Raw genomic sequence first — 15,557 nt, 5'->3', positions numbered from 1 at the left:
CCCGGATGTCACGCCAGGCACCAACACTCGGTCGACTGGCGCGCGCCGGTTTCGACGACCTCTCGGCGGCGGCGGGCAGGCTCGAGACGCTCGCGGAACTGACCGGGCTCGACGAGGAGCACCTGCTCGTCGCGTTCGCGCACGCCGCCGACCCCGACGAAGCGCTCATCGCCACCGAGCGGCTGCAGGCCCGCGCTCCCCAGGAGGTCGCGGCGGTGCTCGCGCCCGCGTCCTCCGCCGAGCGATTCGTGCGGTTGATCGGCGCGTCGCGAGGATTCGCGGACTTCCTGCTGCGGCATCCGTCCGAGATCGCGCTCTTCCAGGAGGTGCCCGGGCCGCCGTTCTCGACCGACGATGCACGCGGACTCCTGCTTGCGGCCGTCGAAGGCGCCTCCGCGCATCCGTCGGCCTCGTCCGAGCTCGTCGCGTCGGCATTGCGCGTGCGTTACCGCAGCCTGCTGGCCCGGATCGCGGTGTTCGACCTCACCCGGGTCGACGCGGTCGACGCGGTCGAGACGGTGGCGGCGGGCCTGGCCGATCTCGCAGGTGCGACGCTCGACGCGGCGCTCGACGTCGCCCGGCGGTTCAGCGCGCGGGCCGAGGGCGCGCCCGCGGCACCCGGGCTGTACCCCGAAGCGGAGGTCGCGGCATCCCGCCTCGCGATCATCGGCATGGGCAAGGCCGGCGCACGCGAACTCAATTACGTGAGCGACGTCGACGTCATCTTCGTCGGCGAATCGGCCGACGAGGACGTCGTCTCGACGGCGCGGGCGCTCGAGATCTCGACCCGGCTCGCGATGCTGACCATGCGCGTCATCGCCGAGCCCGGCATCGAGCCGCCGCTGTGGGAGGTCGACCCGAACCTCCGTCCCGAGGGCAAGGACGGCGCACTCGTGCGCACGCTCGAATCGCACCTGCAGTACTACGACCGCTGGGCCAAGAGCTGGGAGTTCCAGGCGCTGCTGAAGGCGCGACCGCTCGCGGGCGATCTCGACCTCGGCGTGCGATACGCCGCCGGCGTCGGCCCCAAGGTCTGGACGAGCTCCGGCCGCGACGGGTTCGTCGAGTCGGTGCAGCGCATGCGCGAGCGCGTGACCGAGCACATCCCGGCCGACGAGGTCGGCGTGCAGCTGAAGCTCGGACCCGGCGGTCTCCGCGACATCGAGTTCACCGTGCAGCTGCTGCAGCTCGTGCACGGGGCCTCGGATGACGCGATCCACCAGCCGGGCACGCTGCCGGCGCTCTCGGCCCTCGCCGACAACGGCTACGTCGGACGCGAGGAGGCCGCCGAGTTCTCGCGCGACTACCGGCTGCTCCGCGTGCTCGAGCACCGCCTGCAGCTCGAACGCCTGCGCCGCACCCACCTGATGCCGCGCGACCCGGCCGGCCTGCGTCGGCTCGCACGGGCCTCGGGTCTCGCACCCGACGCCGCTCGCCTCGGCGAGATCTGGCAGTCGACCCGACAGCGCGTGCGTGGGCTGCACGAGCGGTTGTTCTACCGGCCGCTGCTCTCGGCCGTTGCGGCACTGCCGGCATCCGGTCTGGAGCTCACGAGCGCCCAGGCCGAGGCTCGACTCGCGGCGATCGGCTTCCGCGACCCCCGCGGCGCGCTCTCGCACATCGGCGCGCTCACCTCCGGCGTCTCCCGGCGCGCCCAGATCCAGCGCAACCTCATGCCCGTGCTCATCTCGTGGTTCGCCGAGGGCACGGATCCCGACTTCGGGCTGCTCTCGTTCCGGCGGCTGAGCGACACGCTCGGCACGACCCACTGGTACCTCGGGCTGCTCCGCGACTCGTCTGATGCCGCGCTGAACCTCACGAAGGTGCTCTCGGGCTCTCGGTACGCGGCCAAGATGCTCGAGCGCAGCCCTGAGGCGGTGGCGTGGCTCGAAGACCTCGAGGAGCTGCGGCCGCGGTCCCTCGAGGCGCTCCGCGAGGAGTCCCGGGCCGTGCTGCAGCGCCACTCGGATCCCGACGCGGCCGCGAAGATCCTGCGCGCCATCCGTCGTCGCGAGGTGCTGCGGCTCGCGCTGGCCGCGATCCTCGACGTGTGCACCGTGCAGGAGCTCGGCTGGGCGTTGAGCGACGTCACCGAGAACCACATCTCGGCGCTCGTCGACGCGATCCGCGGCGAGACGCCCGACGGCATCGAGTTCGCCGTGATCGGCATGGGCCGCTTCGGCGGCCGGGAGCTCGGCATCAGCAGCGACGCCGACATCATCTACGTCTATCGGGCGACGGATGCCGAGCCCGACGCCGCGCATTCGCGTGCGCTGCGCATCGTCGCCGAACTCGTTCGGCTCAGCGAAGACGCCCGGCTGCCGTTCGAGCTCGACGCGGACCTCCGCCCCGAGGGGCGCAACGGCGTCGTGGCGCGGTCGCTCGACGCGTACCGGGCGTACTACGCGCGCTGGTCGCTCACCTGGGAGGCGCAGGCGCTGCTTCGCGCTCGGGGCGTCGCCGGAGATGCGGCGCTGCTCGCCGACTTCGCCGAGCTCGCCGACACCATCCGCTATCCCGAGCGGCTGTCCGAGCGCGACGTCCGGGAGGTCAAGCGCATCAAGGCCCGCGTCGAGAACGAGCGGCTGCCGCAGGGCGCCGACCCCAAGCGGCACCTGAAGCTCGGACGCGGGTCGCTCAGCGACGTGGAATGGTTCGTGCAGCTCGCGCAGCTCGAGCATGCGGCCGAGGTGCCGGCGCTCCGCACGACGTCGACGCTCGAGGCGCTCGAGGCCACGGTCGAGCACGGTCTCGTCGCCGCATCCGACGCCGAGACGCTGCGCTCAGCGTGGGTCCTCGCCTCCCGGGCGCGGTCGGCACTGACGCTCTGGCTCGAACGGACGACCGATGTGCTGCCCGTGGAGCGCACGCAGCTCGAGGGCGTCGCACGCATCATGGGCTACCCGCCCGGATCGGCGACCCAGCTCGAAGACGACTACCTCGCCGTCACCCGCCGCGCGCGCGCCGTCTTCGAGCGCGGGTTCTACGGCGAGGAGCAGCAGCGTCGCGAGCCGACCTCCGGCTGACGCCGACCGTCCGGACGTTCTGCCGGCTCGAGGACCTCCGACATCGGAGGTTCCGCGGTTCCGGCCTGGCGGTAGGCTCCGAACATGTACCGCTTGGGAGTCGTCCTCGCGCTTGCATTGCTCTTGACCGGCTGCGACGCAGCGACAGAACCGGATCCATCGCCGGGAGCCTCCGTCTCGCCCGCGCCCGTTGCCGGGAATGCGGAAGCATGCGCCACCTTCGCGCAGGTCACGAGAACGGTCGGCGATGCCGTGACCGGCGACCGCGCACTCGCGACCGACATTCCGGCCGAGTTCGCCAAGGCGTACCAGATCGCGGAGGGAGAGGTGAAGGTGCGCATCCAGACGCTCGTCGACGACCTCCCGGAGCCACCGCACATGATCGCCTGGATGGACCATCGCGACGCATATGCCTCGGATGTCGAGGCGGTGGCTCGGGCCTGTGACGCCGACGGCTCGCCGTTGGGGGAGTACACGACGCTGGTGGGTGCGACCGACTGAACCGGGATCTCGACGTCCCGGGGATCTCGCCGTTCCGCGGCGCGCGGCCCGGAAAGGACGAATCCTCCCGGGCCGCCGTTGCACTCTGTGCTGGCGGCCCGGGAGGACTCTGGGCGGACTCCCTGCGGACTACGGGGGGATAGGGGAGCAGAAAGCCCTGATCAAGCGTTCTTCGAGGTCAGACGCCGTAGTACAGCTCGAACTCGAACGGGTGGGGACGCTGGGCCAGCGGCTTCAGCTCCTTCTCGCGCTTGTAGTCGATCCAGGTCTCGATGAGCTCCTTGGTGAACACGCCGCCCTCGAGGAGGAAGTCGTGGTCGGCCTCGAGCGCGTCGAGCACGGCGTCGAGCGAACCCGGAACCTGCGGGATCGTCTTGGCCTCCTCGGGCGGGAGCTCGTAGAGGTCCTTGTCGACCGGCTCGTGCGGCTCGATGCGGTTCTTGATGCCGTCGAGGCCCGCCATGAGCTGCGCGGCGAACGCGAGGTACGGGTTGCCCGAGGCATCCGGAGCGCGGAACTCGATGCGCTTGGCCTTGGGGTTGGTGCCCGTGATCGGGATGCGGATCGCAGCCGAGCGGTTGCCCGCCGAGTAGACCAGGTTGACAGGAGCCTCGAAGCCCGGAACCAGGCGGTGGTACGAGTTCACCGTCGGGTTCGTGAAGGCGAGCACGGCCGGAGCGTGCTTGAGCAGACCGCCGATGTACCAGCGTGCCAGGTCGGAGAGACCGCCGTAGCCGGCCTCGTCGTAGAAGAGCGGCTTGCCGTCGCTCCAGAGGGACTGGTGCGTGTGCATGCCAGACCCGTTGTCGCCGAAGAGCGGCTTCGGCATGAACGTGGCGGACTTGCCCCACTGCTCGGCCGTGTTCTTGACGATGTACTTGAACTTCAGGATGTCGTCGGCCGCGTGCACCATGGTGTCGAAGCGGTAGTTGATCTCCTGCTGGCCGCCCGTGCCCACCTCGTGGTGCGAACGCTCGAGCACGAAGCCGGCCTCGATGAGGTTGAGCGTGATGTCGTCGCGCAGGTCGGCGGTCTTGTCGACGGGGCTGACCGGGAAGTAGCCGCCCTTGTAGGGGGTCTTGTTGGCGAGGTTGCCGCCCTCTTCTTCGCGGCCCGAGTTCCAGGCACCCTCGTCGGAGTCGATGGAGTAGAAGCTCGCGTTCTGCTTCACCTCGTAGCGCACGTCGTCGAAGATGTAGAACTCGGCCTCGGGAGCGAAGAACGCGGTGTCGGCGATGCCCGTCGAGGCGAGGTACTTCTCGGCCTTCTTGGCGACCTGACGCGGGTCCTTCGAGTAGATCTCACCGTTGCGCGGGTTGTAGATGTCGAAGATCATCACCAGCGTGCGCGCGGTGCGGAACTGGTCGACGTACGCCGTGGTCACGTCGGGGATGAGCTGCATGTCGGACTCGTGGATGTTGGCGAACCCGCGGATCGAGGAACCGTCGAAGAGCTGGCCGACCGTGAAGAACTCCTCGTCGACGGTCGACGCCGGGATGTTGAAGTGCTGCTGCACACCCGGAAGGTCGGTGAAGCGGATGTCGAGGAACTTGACATCCGTCTCCTTGATGAACTTAAGCACTTCAGACGAATCACTGAACATGGGGTGGAATCTCCAAGGGGGCGAGTTGAACCGGCGAGGCCGGACGGACGTGCACAGCCGTAGTCGACCGTACCGAGTGGTGGTTACCCGACCATGACGCAATTGTTTCAGACGTGTTACGTCGGCGTCGATCGGTAGAATCGGTGGATGCCTGACGCGACCCCCACCACCTTCGGCCAGCTCGAGCCCAGCCGGTGGCCGGGGGAGCGACTCGGACTCCCCGACGAGGGACCGAGCTCGGTCGCCCGCATCGGCCGGCGCATCGCCGCGATCCTCATCGACTGGGCGGCCGCGCTCGTGATCGCGCTGCTCTTCGCCCCGTACAGCTCGTTGCTGCACTCCTGGCTCACGCTGGCCATCTTCGCGATCATGCAGATCGTGTTCATCCCGACCATCGGCGGCAGCGTCGGCCACCGACTCATGGGACTGCGCATCCTGCCGATCGCGGGCGGGTGGGTCGGCCTCTGGCGTCCGATCGTACGCACCGCCCTGCTCGCCATCGTGGTGCCCGCGCTCGTGTGGGACTCCGACCAGCGTGGGTTCCACGACAAGGTCGCCGGCACCGTGCTCGTCCGCTCCTGAACCCCGGAGCGCGGCGGAATGCGGCCCGCCCGCGGCATCCGGAACCGAGCAGCACCGAGCGGATGAACGACGAACGCGGCACCCGACGATGTCGGATGCCGCGCTCTGGCGTCAGTGGGGGATCAGCGCATCTTGCCGCGCTGCGGCCGCGCCTTCATGGGATCGATGCCCTTCGGGATCGGCAGCGACGACTGCAGCGAGTTCAGGCGGTTCGACACCGCGAGCACCTCGGGCTTCGTCAGCGATCGCTTGATCTTGCGCAGGGCGGCCGGGAGGCGGTGCAGCTCGATCGCGCCCTCGTCGTGGCCGACCGCGATGAGCGTGATCGGCACGTTGGGCAGCACGCGGGCGACCTTGCGCTTCTCGTCGTCGAGCATGCGCTTGGTGCGGGTCTGCGGGCCCTCGCTGATGAGCGCGACGCCGCCGCGGCCGACGGAGCGGTAGACCGCGTCCTGCGTCTTGCCGTTCACGGCGACGGGCATCTCGTTGCCGATCCAGCCGCCGCGGAGACCGCTTCGCAGTACGGCGCCGACGGCACCGGGCTGCCCGTCGATCTGAGCGTAGGCGGCGCGTTCGGCACGTCGACCGAGGACGATGAGCGCGAGGAGCAGGCCGGCGAGCACGCCCGCGACGATCCACAACGCGATCGTGAAGCCGTTGCCCTCGCTCAGCCAGAGCGCGAGCCCGAGCCCGACGATGACGGGAGCCAGGAACACGAGCAGCATGAGCCACTGCGCGCTCGAGTCGTAGCGGCGGGTCATCTGGAAGACCTGCCACATCTGCTTCAGACGCCCTGGCTCCTTCGGAGCGGACGAATCCTTGGTGCGTGCCATGTGCACAAGGATACCGGCGCGGAGGGCCGCCGCCGACCGCGATCGTGACGGTCGGAGGCGGCATCCGGACGACTCAGCCGACCGCCTGTGCGAAGCCCAGTGCCGGATCGGCCAGGTGCGCGAGGTCGGCGGGCAGCTCGCGCCCCTTGGCGTGCATCGATTGCGCCCACAGGCGTCCGGCGCGGTACGACGAGCGCACGAGCGGGCCGGAGAGCACGCCGAGGAACCCGATCTGCTCCGCCTCCGCCTTGAGCTCGATGAACTCCTCGGGCCTGACCCACCTCGCGACCGGCAGGTGGCGAGGGCTCGGGCGCAGGTACTGCGTGATCGTGATGATGTCGGTGCCGGCCTCGTGCAGGTCGTGCAGCGCCTGCGTGACCTCGGCGCGCTCCTCGCCCATGCCGAGGATGAGGTTCGACTTGGTGATCAGGCCGGCATCGCGGCCCTGCGTGATGACGTCGAGCGATCGCTCGTAGCGGAACGCCGGGCGGATCCGCTTGAAGATGCGCGGCACGGTCTCGACGTTGTGCGCGAAGACCTCGGGTCGTGACGAGAACACCTCGCCGAGCAGCTCGGGATCCCCCGAGAAGTCGGGCACGAGGATCTCCACGCCGGTTCCAGGCGACTGCCGGTGGATCTCGCGGATGGTCTCGGCGTACAGCCACGCGCCCTCGTCGGGCAGGTCGTCGCGCGCGACGCCCGTGACGGTCGAGTAGCGCAGCTGCATCCGCTGCACGGATTCGGCGACGCGACGCGGCTCGTCGACGTCGTAGTCGGCGGGCTTGCCGGTGTCGATCTGGCAGAAGTCGCAGCGACGTGTGCACTGCGAGCCGCCGATGAGGAAGGTCGCCTCGCGATCCTCCCAGCACTCGTAGATGTTCGGGCAGCCCGCCTCCTGGCAGACCGTGTGGAGGTCCTCGCTCTTCACGAGGTTCTGCAGTTGCCGGTATTCGGGCCCCATCTTCGCCCTGGTCTTGATCCACTCGGGCTTGCGCTCGATCGGTGTCTCGGCGTTGCGGACCTCGAGGCGCAGCATCCGGCGCCCGTCTGGAGCGGCGCTCATGCGGCGATCGCCGCTTCGAACCCGGCGCGGAATGCCGCCGTGACCTCGTCGACGAGGTCGGTCGGCGTGACCTCGCGGCCCAGCTCACGCGAGATGGTCGTGACCCCGGCATCGCGGATGCCGCAGGCCACGATCCTCGTGTACGGCTCGAGTGCGTTCGAGCAGTTGAGCGCGAAGCCGTGCGTGGTCACGCCCTCGGCGACGCGGATGCCGATCGCGGCGATCTTGTTCTCGTGACCCGGATCGCCGACCCAGACGCCCGAGCGCCCGTCGACCCGTCGGCCCTCGATGCCGAGGCGCTCGAGCACGGCGATGAGCACACCCTCGAGTCGGCGAACGTAGTCGACGACGTCGACGGGCTCCGCGAGACGCAGGATCGGGTAGCCGACGAGCTGCCCGGGGCCGTGCCACGTGATCTTGCCGCCGCGATCGACGTCGATGACCGGGGTTCCGTCGGTCGGCCGCTCGTCGGGCGACGTGCGTCGGCCGGCGGTGTAGACGGAGGGGTGCTCCAGGAGGAGGACGGTGTCGGGGCGTTCGCCCCTGACGACCGCGCGATGGACGGCGCGCTGAAGGTCGAGACCTTCGATGTACGGCACGGAGTTGGCGCTTAGCCCCGCGACGACGAAGTCGAGCATGCTCCGAGTCTAGACACGGATGCCGCGGCACTCGTCCTCCCCACCCTGTGCAGGGGCACGCCTTCTCCCGGTGCCTCCGTGCGTCGGCGGCGGACGGCTGCAGGGGCGGCACCGTGGTGGGATGAGCAGCGGGCGGATGATCGGCGGAGGCAGGCGCAGCAGGCGCGGCAGCACAGCGCGGCGATCCGATCGGGCGGATGCCGCGGCATCCGCCCGTGTCGAGACCGAGCCGTTGGCCGCGGCGGGCGCGGGCGTCGCGGGGTACCGGATCCTCAGGCGCATCGGATCCGGGTCGCGAGCCGACGTGTTCCTCGCGGTGGCGCAGCGCGCCGAGGCTGTCGCAGGTCTCGCCGATCGGCCAGACGGCCCTGCGTCCGAGACGGCGCCCCTCGTGGTCGTGCGCATCTACCGCGACGACGTCGATGATCGGTCGATCGCGTGCGAGCTCGAGGCGATGCACGCGGTGCCCGAGGCGGGCTTGCCGGCCCTGCTGGATGTCGCGACGACGGCCACCGGCGCGAGGGTCGCCGTGGTCGAGCGCATCGGGGGAGCGACCGTGGCGCAACTCATCCACGAGCGCAGCCTCGAGCCGGGCGAGGCCGTGACCCTGATCGCACCGGTCGTCGCCGGAATCGCCCGGCTGGCGGCAGCCGGGTTCGTGCACGCCAGGCTCGCACCGAGCGACGTGCAGCTCGACGCCGCCGGTCGGCCGCGTCCGCTCGGACTCGGCGCCCTCGAACGGCTGCCGCCCGACGGCGCCGCCGCCACGATGCTGCGCAGGCGCGGCCTCGAGGCCCTCACGGAGTACGTCGAGCAGGTCGTCGGCGCGGTTCGCCCGGCCGGGGTCTTCGACGTCGCGGTCGATCTCGCCAGGGTTGCGCTCACGACCCGGCCCTTCGCGCCGTTCGAGCGCGATCTCGAGCGAGCACTGTTCGGCGCTGCGGCACCCGCACCGGTCGCGGGGCTTCCACCGGTGCGGGAACTCCGCCTTCCCGCTCGCGTGCCGGCGCCCCGGCCGATCCCCCAGATCGAACCGACGGCGCCGAACGCCTCGAATGCGGTCGGTCCGGGTCGCCGCCGTCGTCTGCGGGCCCGAGGCGGTCTGGCTGCCGGACTGCTCGACCTCGCCGAGATCCCGGCACCGACGATCGAACGTCTGGCTGCCTCCGCCGACACCGATCGCGTCGCGTCCGCGCGCGGCCGCGCTGCGGCGTGGCTCGCGGCTCGACGGAAGCCACTCGTGGTGGGGGCACTCATCGGCGGGGGCGCCCTCGTGCTCCTCCTGACCGCCGTGCCCTCGGCGGGGGCCGGCCCCGACGAGCATGCGGTGGCGGCTGCGGCGGCGGATGCCGCCGAGCCGTCGGCGACCCAGCCCTCGGCATCGATCGACGATCCGAGCGCTCAGCCGCCGCCGGGCGGGTCGGAGCCGCCGACGGCCGCGGGCATCGCATCGGAGGACCCCATTGCGGGTGCCCGTTCGCTGCTGGGCCTGCGCGCGTCGTGCTTCGCCGAGCTGAATCCGACCTGCATCGCCACGTATGTCCAGTCGGGCTCGCCGTTGGAGGACTCGGACTGGAACCTGATGCTCGCCGCACGCGACGGTGCAGGCGAGATCCGTTCCTACGACCTCGACCGGATGGAGGTCGTGACCGAGATGGGTGCCGCGGTCCTCGTGCAGGTCGCCGCGGTCGATGACGCGAAACCGGCCTCGCTCCTCGTGGTGAGGAGCGAGGCCGGTTGGCGTCTTCGAGAGATCTTCGACTAGATGCCGAGGTCGGCCTCGAAGTCGCCCGACTCGAGACGGTCCTTCACGGCCGTCAGGAAGCGCGCGGCGTCGGCGCCGTCGATGATGCGGTGGTCGTACGAGAGGGCCAGGTAGACCATCGAGCGAACCGCGATCGCCTCGGAGCCGTCGGTGGTGACGACCACCGGACGCTTGACGACGATGCCGGTGCCGAGGATCGCCGACTGCGGCAGGAAGACGACGGGCGTGTCGAACAGCGCGCCGCGCGAACCGGTGTTGGTCAGCGTGAACGTGCCCCCCGAGAGCTCGTCGGGCTTCAGCTGGTTGTTGCGCGTGCGGTCTGCGAGGTCGGCGATCTGCGCGGCGAGGCCGGCGATGTCGAGCTCGCCCGCGTTGCGGATGACCGGCGTGAGCAGGCCGCGTTCGGTGTCGACCGCGATGCTCACGTTCTCCTGCGCCGGGTAGACGATGGAATCGCCGTCGACCGTCGAGTTGATGATCGGGAACGCGCGCAGCGCTTCGGCGGTCGCGAGCGCGAAGAACGGCAGGAAGCTGAGCTTGTTGCCGGTCTTGGCGAGGAAGTCGCCCTTGACCTTGTCGCGCAGGCGCGCGACCTTCGTCACGTCGACCTCGACGACCGAGGTGAGCTGGGCGGTCGACTGCATCGACACGACGGCGCGCTCGGCGACGACCTTGCGGAGGCGGGTCATCGGCACCGTGGTGCCGCGCAGCGGCGACGCCTCGAGCGGCGTGCGAGCCGGGGCCGCGGCTTCCTGGGGCGCGGACTGCGCCGAGATGACGTCCTGCTTGCGGATGCGGCCGCCGACGCCCGTGCCGGTGACGCTGGCCAGGTCGACGCCCTGCTCGTTGGCGAGCTTGCGGACGATCGGCGTGACGTACCCGGGTGCACCGGCGTGCGAGCCGGTCGCTGCGGGTGCCTCTGCAGCAGGCGCTGCCGGGGCCTCTGCGGCGGGTGCCGGAGCGGCGGCGGGTGCCGGAGCTGCAGCCGGCGCGGCAGGAGCCTCCGCCGCCGGAGCCGGAGCCGGAGCCGGAGCCGCAGGTGCTGCCGGGGCTTCCGCTGCCGGGGCGGCCGGAGCCTCCACGGGCGCGGGCGCTGCCGGCGCAGCCGGAGCCGCAGGTGCCGGGGCCGCAGCGGGCGCCTCGGCGACCGGGGCGGCGGGTGCGGGAGCCGCAGCGGGCTCGGGCTCGGGCGCCGCCTCGGCGGGCGCGGGAGCCGCGCTGCCGTCGCCGATCGTCACGAGTGCGGTGCCGACCTCGACGGTCTCGTCCTCCTGGACGAGGATCGCCTCGATGACACCGGCGACCGGCGACGGGATCTCGGTGTCGACCTTGTCGGTCGAGACCTCGAGCAGCGGCTCGTCGACCTCGACACGGTCGCCGACGTTCTTCAGCCATCGGGTGACCGTGCCCTCTGTGACACTCTCACCGAGTGCCGGGAGGCTGACGGATTCGCTCATGCGCTTGTCTCCTTCACAGCGTTGGGACGCTTCTAGCTTATTGCAGTCGTATTGGGGTGATACAGGGTCAGAGCGCGTGCAGGGGCTTGCCCGCGAGCTTCAGGAACGCCTCGCCGAGCGCCTCGTTCTGCGTGGGGTGCGCGTGGATGAACGGGGCGATGTCCTCAGGGTATGCCTCCCAGTTCACCGCGAGCTGGGCCTCGCCGATGAGCTCGCCGACACGGCCGCCGATCATATGCACCCCGACGATCGGGCCGTCGTTGACGCGGACGACCTTGATCGAGCCGCTCGTCTCGAGGATGTGGCTCTTGCCGTTGCCCGCCAGGTTGTACTCGTACGAGGAGACCTGGTCGGCGCCGAACTTCTCGCCGGCCTTCGCCTCGGTGTAGCCGATCGAGGCGATCTCGGGCTCGCAGTACGTCACCTTCGGGATGTTGACGTCCTCGATGATGATCGGATTCAGGCCCGCGATCTCCTCGGCGACGAAGATGCCCTGCTGGAAGCCGCGGTGGGCGAGCTGGAGGCCGGGAACGATGTCGCCGACGGCGTAGACGCCTGGCACGTTGGTCGCGAGGCGCTCGTCGGTGAGCACGAAGCCGCGGTCCATGGCGACGCCGACCTCCTCGTAGCCGAGGCCGGCCGTGACGGGGCCGCGGCCGACGGCGACGAGCAGCAGCTCGGCCTCGACGGTCTCGCCGTTCTCGAGCGTCACGACGACGCCGTTCTCGTGCTGGGTGACCGACTGGAAGCGCACGCCGATCTTGTAGTCGATGCCGCGCTTGCGGAACGCCCGCTCGAGCTGCTTGGAGATCGACTCCTCCTCGTTCGGGACGAGGTGGGGGAGGGCCTCGATGATCGTGACCTCTGCGCCGAACGACTTCCAGACGCTGGCGAACTCGACGCCGATGACGCCGCCGCCGAGGATCGCGACCTTGCCGGGCACGAAGTCGAGCTCGAGCGCCTGCTCGCTCGTGATCACGCGGCCGCCGATCTCGAGGCCGGGCAGCGAGCGCGAGTAGGAACCTGTCGCGAGGATCACGTTCTTGCCGACGATCCGCTGGTCGCCGACCTGCACCGCGTTCGGCGCGACCAGGCGGCCCTCGCCCTCGATCACGGTGATGCCGCGAGCCTTGACGAGGCCCTGCAGGCCCTTGAACTTGCTGGAGACGATGCCCTCGCGGTACGCGGTGACCCCGGCGACGTCGATGCCGTCGAAGGTCGCGCGAACACCGAACCTGGCGGAGTCGCGAGCGTGCTCGGCGATCTCGGCCGCGTGCAGCAGCGCCTTGGTGGGGATGCAGCCGCGGTGAAGACACGTGCCGCCGAGCTTGTCCTTCTCGATGAGGCCGACGGTGAAGCCGAGCTGGACGGCGCGCAGCGCTGCTGCGTACCCTCCGCTGCCGCCACCGAGGATGACAATGTCAAAGTTCTGCTCGGACAACCGGAATCTCCCTTGCGCACCTGTACTGCGACACGGACTGCCCCGGATGCGTGACCGGCGGCAGAGTGAAGGGCGAAGATCTCGCCCATACGACCTTACTACCCGGCGGAGAGGTCCTCGCCCAGCGCGATGAGCGTGCGGACGCCGATCGCGGTGCCGCCCGATCCGGTGTGGCCCCAGGCGCCCGCCTGGTTGAACGACGGGCCCGCGATGTCCAGGTGCGCCCACGGGATGCGCTCGCTCGAGTCCTCGCGACGGCCGACGAACTCGCGCAGGAACACGCCGGCCACGAGCATGCCGGGGATGGTCGTGCCGAGCCGGGTGTTGGCGAGGTCGGCGACATCCGACTTCAGGTTGGCCTTGAGGTAGCCGGGCAGAGGCATGGGCCAGAACGCCTCGTCGACCGAGTCGGCCGACGCGCGCACGCGGGACACGAGCGCGTCGTCGCCCATGAGACCGCCCATGCGGTGGCCGAGCGCGACGACCTGCGCCCCGGTGAGCGTCGCGACGTCGACGATCGCGTCCGGCTGCTCCTCGCTCGCGGCGACCAGACCGTCGGCGAGCACGAGGCGGCCCTCGGCGTCCGTGTTCAGCACCTCGACGGTCTTGCCGCCGCGGATGCGCAGCACGTCGTTCGGGCGGATCGCGGTGCCCGACGGCATGTTCTCGGCGAGGCACAGCCACGCCGTGACCCGGATCGGGACCTCGAGCGCGGCGAGTGCGAGGACGGCCGAAAGCACCGTCGCGGCGCCGGCCATGTCGGACTTCATGCCGACCATCGAAGCGCCGGGCTTCAGCGAGAGTCCGCCGGAGTCGAACGTGATGCCCTTGCCGACGAGCGCCAGGTGGCGACTCGCGGTCGTGGGCGCGTACTCGAGGCGCACGAGTCGGGGGCCGCGCGACGACCCCTGCCCGACCCCGAGGATTCCGCCGAAGCCGTCGGATTCGAGGGCCTCCTCGTCCCACACGGTCGACGTCACGCCGAGCGCGTCGCCCGTGTTCACGGCGATCTCGGCGAGCCGGGCGGGGGAGAGGTCGGCGGGTGCGGTGTTCACGAGGTCCTTCGTGCGGTGCACGGCGTCGGCGACGATGCGCACACGCTCGACGCGCACGCGGTCGGCGGATGCCGGTGCGTGCAGGGTGACGACCTCCACCGGCGTCTTCGGTTCCGAACGGTACGTCGTGAAGAGGTATGCGCCGAGCGCGGCTCCCTCGAGCATCGCCTCGGCGGCGGCGTCCGCCTGCGCGGTGTCGGCGAACGCCTCCGGAACGGCGATCGCGACGTGGGCGACGCCGGTGAGCTGGCGAAGCGCGCTGCCGACCGCGAGCCGGAGGGACGCGGCATCCGCTCGCTCGCCGACGCCAGCGACCGCGACGACGGACGGGCCATCGGACTGCGAGGGGAGGCGAAGGAGTTCGTCGGCCGCGCCGGTCGAGCCGAGGCCCGCGAGGAGCGGAGCGACCCAGGCGTATCCGTCGACGTCGAGCAGGTGCGGGCCGTCGGGCGTGCTGACGGCCGTGAGCAGCACGACGTCCGCGTCGGAGGCGGTGGGCGGGAGGTCGCTGGTGCGCAGTTCTGGGACGCTCATGGTGCGAATGCTACGTGTTCGCTCTGAGCATCGACGCCGGATCGCCGATCGGGGCGGGGCCCGGGATGCGCTCAGTAGGCTTGACGCATGCGCGATCCACGTTCCCTCTACGAGCTGAGCCCCGGCGTCGAGGTGCCCCCCGGGCTGCCGCTCGTCGCCGGACTCACCGGATTCGCCGATGCCGGCGCGGCCGTCGCGCAGACGATGGAGTTCCTGCTCTCGACGCTCGACAACGTCGAGGTGGCGCAGTTCGACGCCGACGAGTTGCTCGACTACCGGGCCCGTCGCCCGATCATCCTCTTCGAAGAGGACCACCTCACCGACTACCGCCCGCCGCGCCTGCTGCTCTCGCTCGCGCGCGACGAGATCGGACAGCAGTTCCTGCTCCTGACCGGCTACGAGCCCGACTTCCAGTGGGAGCGCTTCGGAGCCGCGGTGCTCCAGTTGATCGAGCGCCTCCAGGTCTCCTCGCTGACGTGGATCAACGCGATCCCGATGCCGGTGCCGCACACGCGGCCGATCAGCATGACCGTCAGCGGCAATCGCCCGGAGTTCGTCGAGGCGATGTCGGTGTGGCGGCCCACGACCGAGGCACCCGCGAACGCGCTGCACCTCGTCGAGTACCGCCTGCAGGCGCTCGGGCACCCGGTCGCCGCCTTCGTGCTGCTGATTCCGCACTACCTCGGCGACACCGAGTACCCCGCAGCCGCGGTCGCCGCGATCGAGGCGGTCTCGGCCGCGACCGGTCGGATCCTCCCGACCGACAGCCTGCGCGAGGCGAACCGCGACTTCGTCGCCCGCATCGACGAGCAGGTGGCGGGCAACGGCGAACTCGCCAAGCTCGTCGGCGCGCTCGAGGAACGGCACGACACGTACATGCAGGAGACGTCGTTCCGATCGCCGCTCACCGACGTGGAGGGCGAGCTGCCCTCGGCCGACGAGATCGCGGCCGAGCTCGAGAAGTTCCTGGCGGTGCGCCGCAGGCACGACGACGAATCGCCGCTCGGCGGGTGAGTCCGGCCGACGGCGTCCGAGGGCGGCAGGCGGTCGCGCGATGCG

At 70.6% G+C, this 15,557-nt stretch carries 12 protein-coding genes; 5 read left to right on the top strand and 7 right to left on the bottom strand.

Going from position 1 to position 15,557, the window contains the following annotated elements:
* Window positions 1-5 precede the first annotated feature (5 nt).
* Window positions 6-3,026 carry a bifunctional [glutamine synthetase] adenylyltransferase/[glutamine synthetase]-adenylyl-L-tyrosine phosphorylase gene (locus ABIC29_RS08915; protein WP_116081823.1) on the top strand — a complete coding sequence of 1,007 codons (3,021 nt, stop codon included), beginning with the start codon at window positions 6-8 and terminating at the stop codon, window positions 3,024-3,026.
* A gap of 84 nt (window positions 3,027-3,110) precedes the next feature.
* Complete coding sequence (locus ABIC29_RS08910) at window positions 3,111-3,527, top strand: hypothetical protein (protein WP_147309165.1); 417 nt, start codon at window positions 3,111-3,113, stop codon at window positions 3,525-3,527.
* Window positions 3,528-3,705: 178 nt separating this feature from the next.
* On the opposite strand, the gene glnA is transcribed toward ABIC29_RS08910, so the two are convergent.
* Window positions 3,706-5,130 carry a type I glutamate--ammonia ligase gene (gene glnA / locus ABIC29_RS08905; RefSeq protein ID WP_116081818.1) on the bottom strand — a complete coding sequence of 475 codons (1,425 nt, stop codon included), beginning with the start codon at window positions 5,128-5,130 and terminating at the stop codon, window positions 3,706-3,708.
* Window positions 5,131-5,277: 147 nt separating this feature from the next.
* On the opposite strand from glnA, the gene ABIC29_RS08900 reads away from it, so the two are divergent.
* Complete coding sequence (locus ABIC29_RS08900; protein WP_116081816.1) at window positions 5,278-5,712, top strand: RDD family protein; 435 nt, start codon at window positions 5,278-5,280, stop codon at window positions 5,710-5,712.
* Between the two features lie 122 nt (window positions 5,713-5,834).
* On the opposite strand, the gene ABIC29_RS08895 is transcribed toward ABIC29_RS08900, so the two are convergent.
* From ABIC29_RS08895 to lipB, 3 genes are all read right to left on the bottom strand, one after another.
* Window positions 5,835-6,545, bottom strand: a complete 711-nt coding sequence (locus tag ABIC29_RS08895; protein WP_116081814.1) for a DUF4191 domain-containing protein — start codon at window positions 6,543-6,545, stop codon at window positions 5,835-5,837.
* Window positions 6,546-6,618: 73 nt separating this feature from the next.
* On the bottom strand, window positions 6,619-7,608 hold the full coding sequence (gene lipA, locus ABIC29_RS08890) for a lipoyl synthase (protein WP_354244416.1): 990 nt from the start codon (window positions 7,606-7,608) through the stop codon (window positions 6,619-6,621).
* Window positions 7,605-8,246, bottom strand: coding sequence for a lipoyl(octanoyl) transferase LipB (gene lipB / locus ABIC29_RS08885; protein WP_116081809.1), 642 nt, complete (start codon window positions 8,244-8,246; stop codon window positions 7,605-7,607). The genes lipA and lipB overlap by 4 nt, the downstream gene beginning before the upstream one ends.
* Window positions 8,247-8,367: 121 nt before the next feature.
* On the opposite strand from lipB, the gene ABIC29_RS08880 reads away from it, so the two are divergent.
* Window positions 8,368-10,011: a protein kinase family protein gene (locus tag ABIC29_RS08880; protein WP_147309164.1), complete on the top strand. Its 1,644-nt coding sequence runs from the start codon at window positions 8,368-8,370 to the stop codon at window positions 10,009-10,011.
* Here ABIC29_RS08880 and sucB read toward each other — a convergent pair.
* From sucB to ABIC29_RS08865, 3 genes are all read right to left on the bottom strand, one after another.
* Complete coding sequence (sucB, locus tag ABIC29_RS08875; protein WP_116081804.1) at window positions 10,008-11,468, bottom strand: 2-oxoglutarate dehydrogenase, E2 component, dihydrolipoamide succinyltransferase; 1,461 nt, start codon at window positions 11,466-11,468, stop codon at window positions 10,008-10,010. The genes ABIC29_RS08880 and sucB overlap by 4 nt on opposite strands.
* Window positions 11,469-11,535: 67 nt before the next feature.
* A complete protein-coding gene (gene lpdA, locus ABIC29_RS08870) occupies window positions 11,536-12,909 on the bottom strand; it encodes a dihydrolipoyl dehydrogenase (protein ID WP_116081802.1) in 1,374 nt (457 codons plus the stop codon).
* Between the two features lie 98 nt (window positions 12,910-13,007).
* Window positions 13,008-14,498 (bottom strand): leucyl aminopeptidase, encoded by a 1,491-nt coding sequence (locus tag ABIC29_RS08865; protein WP_354244412.1) that lies wholly within the window; start codon window positions 14,496-14,498, stop codon window positions 13,008-13,010.
* Between the two features lie 87 nt (window positions 14,499-14,585).
* Between ABIC29_RS08865 and ABIC29_RS08860 the strand changes: the two genes are divergently transcribed.
* The gene (locus ABIC29_RS08860) at window positions 14,586-15,512 is read left to right on the top strand and encodes a proteasome assembly chaperone family protein (RefSeq protein ID WP_116081797.1); all 927 of its coding nucleotides are present in this window, start codon (window positions 14,586-14,588) and stop codon (window positions 15,510-15,512) included.
* Window positions 15,513-15,557 lie beyond the last annotated feature (45 nt).

Origin of the sequence: Agromyces sp. PvR057, assembly GCF_040547485.1 — a bacterium.
In the GTDB taxonomy this organism is placed as follows: Bacteria; Actinomycetota; Actinomycetes; order Actinomycetales; family Microbacteriaceae; genus Agromyces.
This window is presented reverse-complemented; position numbering and strand designations above follow the sequence as displayed.

What these genes read in the sequence shown, in the direction of transcription:
- ABIC29_RS08915 (WP_116081823.1), top strand. Translation starts at nt 6, where the DNA reads ATGTCACGCCAGGCACCAACACTCGGTCGACTGGCGCGCGCCGGTTTC.
- ABIC29_RS08910 (WP_147309165.1), top strand. Translation starts at nt 3,111, where the DNA reads ATGTACCGCTTGGGAGTCGTCCTCGCGCTTGCATTGCTCTTGACCGGC.
- glnA (WP_116081818.1), bottom strand. Translation starts at nt 5,130, where the DNA reads ATGTTCAGTGATTCGTCTGAAGTGCTTAAGTTCATCAAGGAGACGGAT.
- ABIC29_RS08900 (WP_116081816.1), top strand. Translation starts at nt 5,278, where the DNA reads ATGCCTGACGCGACCCCCACCACCTTCGGCCAGCTCGAGCCCAGCCGG.
- ABIC29_RS08895 (WP_116081814.1), bottom strand. Translation starts at nt 6,545, where the DNA reads ATGGCACGCACCAAGGATTCGTCCGCTCCGAAGGAGCCAGGGCGTCTG.
- lipA (WP_354244416.1), bottom strand. Translation starts at nt 7,608, where the DNA reads ATGAGCGCCGCTCCAGACGGGCGCCGGATGCTGCGCCTCGAGGTCCGC.
- lipB (WP_116081809.1), bottom strand. Translation starts at nt 8,246, where the DNA reads ATGCTCGACTTCGTCGTCGCGGGGCTAAGCGCCAACTCCGTGCCGTAC.
- ABIC29_RS08880 (WP_147309164.1), top strand. Translation starts at nt 8,368, where the DNA reads ATGAGCAGCGGGCGGATGATCGGCGGAGGCAGGCGCAGCAGGCGCGGC.
- sucB (WP_116081804.1), bottom strand. Translation starts at nt 11,468, where the DNA reads ATGAGCGAATCCGTCAGCCTCCCGGCACTCGGTGAGAGTGTCACAGAG.
- ABIC29_RS08865 (WP_354244412.1), bottom strand. Translation starts at nt 14,498, where the DNA reads ATGAGCGTCCCAGAACTGCGCACCAGCGACCTCCCGCCCACCGCCTCC.
- ABIC29_RS08860 (WP_116081797.1), top strand. Translation starts at nt 14,586, where the DNA reads ATGCGCGATCCACGTTCCCTCTACGAGCTGAGCCCCGGCGTCGAGGTG.